8 protein-coding genes are annotated in these 8,830 nt (G+C 64.3%); 2 read left to right on the plus strand and 6 right to left on the minus strand.

Annotated features, from left to right (window positions below; translation table 11 throughout):
* Nucleotides 1–71 precede the first annotated feature (71 nt).
* Nucleotides 72–1,682 carry a GMC family oxidoreductase gene (locus tag A5698_RS16980; RefSeq protein WP_068299230.1) on the plus strand — a complete coding sequence of 537 codons (1,611 nt, stop codon included), beginning with the start codon at nucleotides 72–74 and terminating at the stop codon, nucleotides 1,680–1,682.
* Nucleotides 1,683–1,690: 8 nt separating this feature from the next.
* On the opposite strand, the gene A5698_RS16985 is transcribed toward A5698_RS16980, so the two are convergent.
* From A5698_RS16985 to A5698_RS17005, 5 genes are all read right to left on the minus strand, one after another.
* Nucleotides 1,691–2,053: an Rv1352/Rv1906c domain-containing protein gene (locus A5698_RS16985; protein WP_068299236.1), complete on the minus strand. Its 363-nt coding sequence runs from the start codon at nucleotides 2,051–2,053 to the stop codon at nucleotides 1,691–1,693.
* Nucleotides 2,054–2,154: 101 nt separating this feature from the next.
* The gene (locus tag A5698_RS16990; protein ID WP_068299239.1) at nucleotides 2,155–3,678 is read right to left on the minus strand and encodes an adenylate/guanylate cyclase domain-containing protein; all 1,524 of its coding nucleotides are present in this window, start codon (nucleotides 3,676–3,678) and stop codon (nucleotides 2,155–2,157) included.
* A gap of 250 nt (nucleotides 3,679–3,928) precedes the next feature.
* Nucleotides 3,929–5,071 (minus strand): N-acetylglucosamine-6-phosphate deacetylase, encoded by a 1,143-nt coding sequence (gene nagA, locus A5698_RS16995; protein WP_068299258.1) that lies wholly within the window; start codon nucleotides 5,069–5,071, stop codon nucleotides 3,929–3,931.
* Nucleotides 5,072–5,112: 41 nt separating this feature from the next.
* Nucleotides 5,113–6,513: a sugar porter family MFS transporter gene (locus A5698_RS17000; RefSeq protein ID WP_068299261.1), complete on the minus strand. Its 1,401-nt coding sequence runs from the start codon at nucleotides 6,511–6,513 to the stop codon at nucleotides 5,113–5,115.
* Nucleotides 6,514–6,644: 131 nt separating this feature from the next.
* On the minus strand, nucleotides 6,645–7,292 hold the full coding sequence (locus A5698_RS17005; RefSeq protein WP_068299241.1) for a TetR/AcrR family transcriptional regulator: 648 nt from the start codon (nucleotides 7,290–7,292) through the stop codon (nucleotides 6,645–6,647).
* 80 nt (nucleotides 7,293–7,372) lie between these two features.
* On the opposite strand from A5698_RS17005, the gene A5698_RS17010 reads away from it, so the two are divergent.
* Nucleotides 7,373–7,933 (plus strand): OsmC family protein, encoded by a 561-nt coding sequence (locus tag A5698_RS17010; protein ID WP_068299244.1) that lies wholly within the window; start codon nucleotides 7,373–7,375, stop codon nucleotides 7,931–7,933.
* A gap of 255 nt (nucleotides 7,934–8,188) precedes the next feature.
* Here the strand turns inward: A5698_RS17010 and A5698_RS17015 are convergent.
* Nucleotides 8,189–8,830, minus strand: a 642-nt coding sequence (locus A5698_RS17015) for an adenylate/guanylate cyclase domain-containing protein (protein WP_197506808.1), incomplete at its 5' end; no start/stop codon positions are given.

Consider the following 8,830-nt stretch of genomic DNA (forward strand, 5'->3'; position numbering starts at 1 on the left):
AAACGGCGCCCTCCGGGGGCCCGGTGGAAATCCCTTGACTGCGCCGCCCGTCCGCGCCGACCCTGACAGTGATGCCTTCGAGGACTTTCGACTACATCATCGTCGGCGCCGGTTCGGCCGGATGTGTGCTGGCCAACCGACTCTCCGAGGATCCACGCACGAGCGTTCTGCTCGTCGAGGCCGGCGGCAGGGATCGAAGTCCGATGATCCGGATCCCGAAGGGCGTCGGGAAGATCCTCGGCAACCCCAAGCTCACGTGGCACTTCCCCGTCCGCCCGACCGGCCCCTCCCAGCTCGTCGAGCACTGGGTGCGGGGCAAGACGCTCGGCGGGTCGAGTTCGGTCAACGGGATGGTCTACAACAGGGGCGGCGCGCCCGACTACGACGCGATGGCGGCGCTGGGAAACCCCGCATGGGGCTGGGACCAGATGCTGCCTGTGTTCCGTTCGATGGAAAACCACGGCCTCGGGCCGGACCCGATGCGAGGTTCGGGAGGTCCGCTGGACGTCTCGATCGACCCTCGACTCCCCCAGCTCTGCACGGACGTCATCGCCGCGGGGGCGAACCTTGGTTGGTCGCCGACCGACGACGTGAACGCCAGTGACCGCGAACGGATCGGCCCCGCACCCCGCACCATCAGGGACGGCCGCCGGGTCAGCGCTGCGCATGCTTTCCTGCATCCGGCCTCTCGTCGTCCCAACCTTCACCTCGCCGTCCATACGACGGTCGAGCGGGTGAACATCAAGGGCGACAAGGCGGTTGGGGTCCAGGCGACGACCGGTCGCGGCGCGAAGCTGGACTTCACCGCCCAGCGTGAGGTCATCCTCTCGCTCGGCAGCATCTCGACGCCGAAGGTGCTGCAATTGTCCGGCGTCGGAGATCGTTCGGTGCTCCGCCGTTTGAACATCGACACTGTCGTGGACAGCCCCAACGTCGGCCGGCGGATGCGGGAACACCGGTGCTTCGTGATCCAGTTCCGGCTCAACCAGGACGTCGGCTACAACCGCCTTCTGAGCACCAAGGCGCGTCAAGCGCTCACCACCGCAAGGTATTTGGCGACGAAGCGGGGCCCGCTCGCCGGCGCCGCGTTCGACGTCGTCGGGTTCTTCAAGACATCACCCGAATTGGACCGCCCGGACGCTCAGATCCTGATGGCGCCGTTCTCATTGGCGCCGTATGAGCAGGGCGAGGCGGCGGCCGTCGAGCGGGAACCGGGCATCCAAGCGATCGGATACGTTCTGCGCCCGGACAGCGAGGGGTCGGTGACGATAACCTCGGCCGACCCGATGGCGCCGCTGGACATCGACCCCGGCTATCTCACCTCACCGCACGACCGCGACAAGGGTGTCGCGCTGTTCCGCATCATGCGCCGGTTGTTCGACCAGTCGCCGATCGCCGAACAGCTGGTTACCGAGACCCAGCCGGGCGCGAAAGTCGTTACCGAGCAGGCGATCATCGATTCCGGTCTCGATGACGGTTACTGCGGATACCACGCGATCGGGACGTGCGCGATGGGACCTGCGGACGACGACGTCGTGGACACCTCGCTACGTGTGCGCGGCGTCCACGACCTGCGCGTCGTCGACTGTTCGGTGATGCCGACGATGGTGTCGGGCAACCTCAACGGCCCAGCGATGGCAATGGCTTGGCGGGCAGCCGATCTCATCCTCGACGCGGCGTAGGACGGCGCTCAGGTGAGCCGGGTCCAGGGTTGGCAGTTCCTCGACTCGAAGGCCTTCACCGACGAGTTTATGTTCGCGTTCATCGGGCCGACGGACATATTCGTCGCGACGACGTTGTCCTTGTTGGTATCCGGTGTGCTGTAGGTGAACCACACGCACATCGAACCCTCGGTCGGCACGTCGTTGATATAGACGGCGAAGGTCGACGCCGAACCGCCGGTGTTGTAGACGCCCGGGGCGATTTCGGGCCCCACGAGAAAGAATCCGTTTCCCGGGATCGGGTTCAGCGGGTCGGCGGCCGCTGGTGACGCGGTCGCGACCGCAGCCGCACAGGCGATCAGCGCGGCCGCCGCGCGGAACCGATGTGGCATACGTCCTCACCACCTCGCGTCAGGTGTTCGAAAGCGTAAACTAGATGACCGGGCGCGGGCACGGATTTGCCAACTAGCGAATCTCTGTTGACTCCGGCCTCTCACACCGGAGATGAGGGAGCAGAGGCTCCGGGGTCCAGCCCAAACACCCTGACAGGGGCGGACTTTCCTTTGACTGCAAAGAATTCCCGCTCGTTGAGCTCAGATGGCGGGCATGTTAAGGCGTCGAGGGACTGCTGGGTGAGAAGAATAGCGTCACCGGTCGTCTTGGTGAGTTGCTCAACGCGCGCTGCGACGTTGACACAATCGCCGATCAGCGTGAATTCGAGCTTGCTGCCGCCTCCGATGGTGCCCGCGATCACCGTCCCGGTATTGATACCGATACCGATTCGAAGTTCGCCGCCGAACCGCTCGGCAACCAGACGATGTATCGACACCGCTGCACTCACTGCCGCGTCGGCATGTCCCTCGAGAGCGTTCGGCGCCCCAAAAACGGCCAGTGCACCATCGCCGAGGAACTTGTTGACATGCCCGCCCGCGTTGACGACGGCTGGCACCACGATCTCGAACAGCGCGTTGAGTCGCGCGACCACGTCCTCGGCTGGAGTCGCTTCGGCGTAAGGCGTGAAGTCTCGGATGTCAACGAACATGACCGAAACCTCGCGACGCTCACCGGTGAAGACATCACTCCCCTGCTCGAGGAGCCGCGCGGCCAGCGAAGGATCGACGTACGTCCCAAATGCCGCCTGTAGTCGTCGCCGCTCAGTCAGACCGGCCTGCATACGGTTGAACGACGCCGCCAACGAGCCGAGATCGTCATCTTGCACCACCGGCAGACGCTGGCTGAAGTCGCCGGCCGCGACACGCTCAGTCGCTGCGGCGAGATCGCGGATGGGTTGCAGGAGCGGCGAATACGCGGCCCAAAGCGACGGTCCAATGACCAATACCAGTACGCCACCGATCACCATGGCGAGCGCAGGACCGTACCTCGCCACTTCTAACACAGCCCCCAGAATCGCACCGGCGGTGGCAAATGCGAACCCCACCGCAAGCATGGCCACGTTGGTCCACGAGGCGAACGCCGGGCGGGGGCGAGGCAGGGAATCACCAATGTCAGTACCCGAGGTGATCGCATCCCTGGCGGGCCGCAACGTCGCTTCGACGTAGCTGTGCACGGTAATCAGTTGGCCGGCAGTTCCGACGACGGCGCCAAGAATCGCGTATTGAATCAGTCGCGACCCAGTCGCTCCGGCGATCATCCCGATACCCACGAAGAGCGTCGCGATCCAAGCAAAGGTGACGACCACGCCCCTGACGATCACTTTCCGGCCATAGCTGTACGTGGCGCACAGTGCCACCTCCCGATCAACGTCTTCGCCGGCGGCCCACCGCTCTATAAGTCGGGCTTCCGTCCCCCCGGGAGCTACCAGAACACACAGGTAGACGAGAACGGCGACCACGGTCACCACGGCCGCCTCGGCGTACCGATCAGACTTCTCGAAAGCGACGATCCCTAACGACCAGGCAAGATAGACCGGGAGCGCCAGAGGGAGCGTGAGCGCCCAGCATGCCCACGAGTACCTGGTTTTGTAGCGATTCCAGGCTGATTGCCAGATGCGATCCATAGCAGTAACGAAACACCATTGTCCGAGTGACGAGCGCAATTTCGGACCACTATTTCCAAGACGGCCGTCGTTTTCCGGTTCATCAAACAGTCGACAAGTCGGGACTTACTAGGCAGTCGAGCACTACCGTGCACGCCACGGCGTTGGGCCGCCGTTGCCGCGCGAATTTCGCCGGTTCCACTGTCGGAGAATGAGATTGGAATTGACTGAAAACGACTTTCGGTCCGGCGCCCGGCTTGTCCTGGCGCTGCTAGCACCGAGGCAGCCATGAACCGTTGTGCATCACCTGCTGAACCCGTAGATCTTCGTCTAGTACAACACAATTGGCATCCATGCCGACGCGTATGCTGCCAACTTGATCGAGCTTCAACGCGAGGGCCGGGGTGGTCGCCGTCATCCGTACCGCTTTGGCCAGCGCCTCATCCGAGCCGTCGAGTTGGCCGACCGCTGTCCGAAAAAGCTGATCCATGGTCGTCGTGCTGCCGGCGATCGTCGACATCCCGCGCACACGCGCGACCTGTTCGGCGACCTCCACTTCGACTGCGCCGATTTGAAATGAGCCGTCCGGCAATCCAGCCGCCGCCATCGCGTCGGTGATCAGCGCCACGCGACCGGCGCCAACCATCTCGATAACCTGCCGAACGAGCGCGGGATGAAGGTGCACGCCGTCCGCAATGAGCTCCACTGTGATCCTCGGGTCCTCCAGCAGCGCCAACGCCGGCCCCGGGTCGCGATGGTGTAGTGGCCGCATGGCGTTGAACACATGGGTACCGACGGTAGCGCCCGATGCGATTGCATCCTTCGCGTCGTCGTAGCTGGCGTCTGTGTGGCCGATGGCGACGACCACACCCGCGTCCGCAATGCGGGTGATGGCGTCCTGACCGCCCGGCAGTTCCGGCGCCAGCGTGACCATCCGGATAGTGCCGTCCGCGGCAGCGAGCAGAGCGTCGATCTCGGCGGGGTCAGGGTCCCGCATCAGCGTTGCGTCGTGTGCACCGCAACGCACTGCACTCAGCCAGGGGCCTTCCAGGTGCACGCCGGCGACGGTTTTTTGCCGAGTCAGGTCGGCGAGCACGCGCACTTGGCGCAAGAGGTTCTCGGGTGAGGCGGTGACCAGGCTGGCCACCGTAGTGGTGGTGCCGTGGCGCAGGTGGAACTCGGCTGCCTGTTCGATCTCTGAGCCGATGCCGTTGGCGTAGGACGCACCGCCCCCTCCGTGCACGTGCATATCGACGAACCCGGGCACCACCACGTGATCAGGGAAGTCATGGTCGGGCGGTCGCGGTGCCGGGCCGGGCGCGCAGTCGATGATTCGACCGGCAGAGGTAGCCAACCAGCCCGGCTTGCAGACCCGGTCTTCCAGGACGATGGTCCCTGCCGCGATGAGCGTCACCGCATCTCCGTGACCCTGTGCAGCCCGCGCCGTGTCCGCCGTCATTGTTTCAACGTGTTGAGGTCCTCTGCCGCGCCGTCGGCCTCTTCAGGCCAGCGCCCGCCGTTTTCCCAGAAGTGCCGGATCTCCTCGAGCTGGCGGCCCTTGGTCTCCGGCGCGAATCGATAGACGAAAACCAGCGCGGCCAGCGCGAAGACGCCGAACAGCGCAAATGTCCCCCCACCGCCCAGCGAATTGAGCATCGTCAGGAAGAAGGCGGCGATGATGGCATTGGCCACCAGATCGGAGGTGAGCATCGCGCTCGAACCCATAGACCGAAGCCGAGTGGGGAAGCTCTCACCGGCGTAAACCCAGACCAACGCGCCGAAGCCGAAGGTGAACCCGATCGTGAAAAGCAGCACGCCGAGGAATCCGATCGTGGTGAGCGCACCACCGAACTCCGTGCTGGCCACGAAGACGCCGATGAGCACGGCGTTGGCGGCCACCATCATTGCGATACCGCCCAGCAGGATCGGTCGTCGACCTACTCGATCGACCAGCATCAGTGAGACGAACACCGCTGCCAAAGCAGCCGCCTGGATCAGCGCTGGGAGTATCAGCAGTGCGAAGTTTCCTTCGAAACCCATGGCCTCGAACAGTCGGGGGCTGTAATAGACGATCGCGTTGATGCCGGTGATCTGGATGAAGAAACCGAGCACCACCACGAAAGCCGTGGCGCGAATGTAGGGCCGCCGGAGCATCTCGCGCACCGCGCCCCCGGTCTCCTCCTTGAGTGCGCGGCTGATCTCGGCGAGTTCGACCTCGACATCGGCGCTCGCCTCGACACGCCGCAGCGTTTGGCGGGCTTCGTCGACCCGGCCCTTGAGCATGTACCACCGGGCGGTGTCCGGCATCCACAGGAGCAGCAGCGTGACGAGCACCGCGGGTATCGCGGCCAGGCCGAGCATCCACCGCCAGCTGCCCGAGCCGGCCAGAAAGTACGCGGCCAAATAGCCGATGATGATGCCGACGACCGTGGCCACCTGATAGGCGACCAGTAGCGAACCGCGAATCTTCGCCGGTGCCGATTCGGCGACGAACACCGGCACGACCACCACCGACACGCCGATGGTGAGACCCAGCAGAAAGCGCGACACCAGCAGCATGGGCACCGATACCGACAGCGCGCTGAGAAGCGCAAAGGCTGCGTACGCAACGGCGACGAGCACCATCGACTTCTTGCGTCCAATGGCGTTGGCGAGCATCCCGCCACCCACCGCCCCGGCGATCTGGCCGATGACTATCGCTGTGGTCACCAATTCCTGCTGCCGGGTGGTCAGCCCGAACTCGTCGGTGATGAACAGAAGCGCGCCGGCGATGTTGGAGAGGTCGTAGCCGTAGATGATGCCGACACTGGCGGCCGCGATGGCGACCAGCGGTCCCAGGCGGGGGGACCGACGGATAGCGGTGTTGCCCACGTTGATCCTTTCGCCGGTGGCGAAAAGTCTAAGGATATGGCCGGAGTGGCACTGCCAGACGCGCCCCCGAGTTGCTCGACGCGATCAGCCACGCTGACCGCTTATCGGAAACGCCGCTACGTCCGTTCGGTCTGCGTGGGTTCGTCGACCAGTCCTAGCCGCTGGCGGACGACTTGTCGGGCCAGGTCCAGAACTGCTGGGTCGTCGTGCAGTACGAATCTGGCATCGGCGGCCAGGAGCGACGCGTGTAGTTCGAATGCGAGCCGGTCGGGGTCGTCGGAGGTGGGAAGTTCGTGCTGCTCAATCGCGGTGACCGCAATATCTCGAAGCATCGCCACGAAGCTGTCCTGGAAGGCGGCGATCCGTTCCTTGACGGGACCTGGACGGGTGCCCATCTCCAGCGCAGTGGCAGCGAAGAAGCAGCCGCCGGGGAATACCCGCCGCTGCAGGTAGCCAAAGAACGCTTCGCATACCGCTACCAGTTGGGCCAGGCCGGGGTGAGCACCTAACGCGGGCTGTATGACCTCCGCGTCGAGAATCCGCTCCGCTTCCTCCACGGTGGCCAACTGCAGTTGCTGTTTGCTGCCGAAGTGGGCGTAGAGGCCGCTCTTGCTGATGCCAGTCGCGGCGGCCAAGTTCCCGATGGAAAGCCCCTCCAGGCCGTCGACGGTGGCTAGCGACGCGGCGGTACGCAGGATCGCGCTGCGGGTTCGTTCGCCGTCGGCGCGCGGCGCTCGTCGTGCACGAATCGTTTCAGTCGCCATATTGACAACATAGCACGATCGGTCGTACTCTTCTTAGTTAGCACGATCGATCGTGCTAACTATTCATAAAGGAGATCATCATGTCCGCAACCACCACAGTTAATGGCCTCGACGTCAGCCAGATATCGGCGACGATGGACGCCGTCACCGCCGACCCTGCGTTAGGACGGTTTCAATTCCGTGCCGGGCACGAGTGGATCGACGGCAGCTACAGCCGCACGACGATCAAGGACTTCTACGGCGTCGGCCAAGAAGACGCCTCCCGCACGGCGACGTTCACTGTGGATGCCGACGAGCCGCCGGTCCTCCTCGGTCAGAACCGGGCGCCCAATGCCAGCGAATATGTTCTCCACGCCCTTGCGGCATGTCTCACCGGCACAATCGTTTTCCACGCCGCCGCCCGCGGCATAGCACTGGAGGGGCTAGAAGCCACGATCCAAGGGGACCTGGACGCGCAGGGCATCCTCGGCCTCAACGACAGTGTGCGCCCTGGGTATGAGCAGATCCGGGCCACGATCAAGGTCACCGGCGACTTCGATGACAATCAGCTCGCCGAGATCGCCAGCCTCACTCGCTACTCGCCCGTCCGCGACTTGATCGCCAACCCAGTCCCCGTCGCCATCGACGTAGCCCGAGCCTGAGTACCCGCACGCTGTCCGCGTCTGGGTATCAAAGATCTCCCGACCAGAACGCCTCGGGCACCGTCCGCAAAACGGCCCAACAAGAGATGATCAGTCGCTACTGCAGCGATCTGCAGAGACGAGAAAACCCCCCGCCGTAGCGGGTGGTGCCTCGTTCGCATCAGTGTTGGTGGTGGTGGCCGTGTCCGTGGCCGTCTCTACCCCGTTCCTCCGGCTTGTCGACCACTGCAGTCTCGGTGGTGCCGACTGTCATCGTCAACGAGCCATCCCACGGGCGAGTCCAAAAAGCTGCACGGCGGCTGACTTACCTTTAAGCGCATGTGATCCGCGGTCTCTCAGTCCGGGCGGTCGTGATTTCAGAGCGTTGACGCACTGCTCGGTGAGCAGAATTGCGTCACCGGTGGTCTTGGTGAGCTGCTCGACGCGGGCAGCGACGTTGACGGCGTCGCCGATCAACGTGAATTCCAGCTTGCTTGCCCCACCGAGGGTGCCCGCAATGACTGTGCCGGTGTTGATTCCGATGCCGATCCGAAGCGCTCCCTCGAATCGCTCGCCGACGAGACGCTGAATCAACACCGCGGTACTGACCGCGGCATCGGCATGACCTGCAACTTCGTTAGGAGCGCCGAACACGGCCAGTGCGCCGTCGCCGAGGAACTTGTTCACATGCCCGCCGGCGTCGACCACGGCTGGCACCACGATCTCGAACAACGCGTTGAGCCGGGCGACGACGTCCTCGGCGGGGTTGGCCTCCGCAAAGGGCGTGAAGTCGCGGATGTCGACGAACATCACCGTCACCTCGCGGCGCTCACCGGTAAACACGTCGTCACCCTGCTCGAGGAGACGGCCGGCAAGCGCTGGGTCGACGTAGGTGCCGAAGGCGGCCTGGAGTCGTTG

This window comes from Mycobacterium sp. E136 (assembly GCF_001666865.1).
Lineage (GTDB): Bacteria > Actinomycetota > Actinomycetes > Mycobacteriales > Mycobacteriaceae > Mycobacterium.

What these genes read in the sequence shown, in the direction of transcription:
- A5698_RS16990 (WP_068299239.1), bottom strand. Translation starts at nt 3,678, where the DNA reads ATGGATCGCATCTGGCAATCAGCCTGGAATCGCTACAAAACCAGGTAC.
- A5698_RS16985 (WP_068299236.1), bottom strand. Translation starts at nt 2,053, where the DNA reads ATGCCACATCGGTTCCGCGCGGCGGCCGCGCTGATCGCCTGTGCGGCT.
- A5698_RS17005 (WP_068299241.1), bottom strand. Translation starts at nt 7,292, where the DNA reads ATGGCGACTGAAACGATTCGTGCACGACGAGCGCCGCGCGCCGACGGC.
- A5698_RS16980 (WP_068299230.1), top strand. Translation starts at nt 72, where the DNA reads ATGCCTTCGAGGACTTTCGACTACATCATCGTCGGCGCCGGTTCGGCC.
- A5698_RS17010 (WP_068299244.1), top strand. Translation starts at nt 7,373, where the DNA reads ATGTCCGCAACCACCACAGTTAATGGCCTCGACGTCAGCCAGATATCG.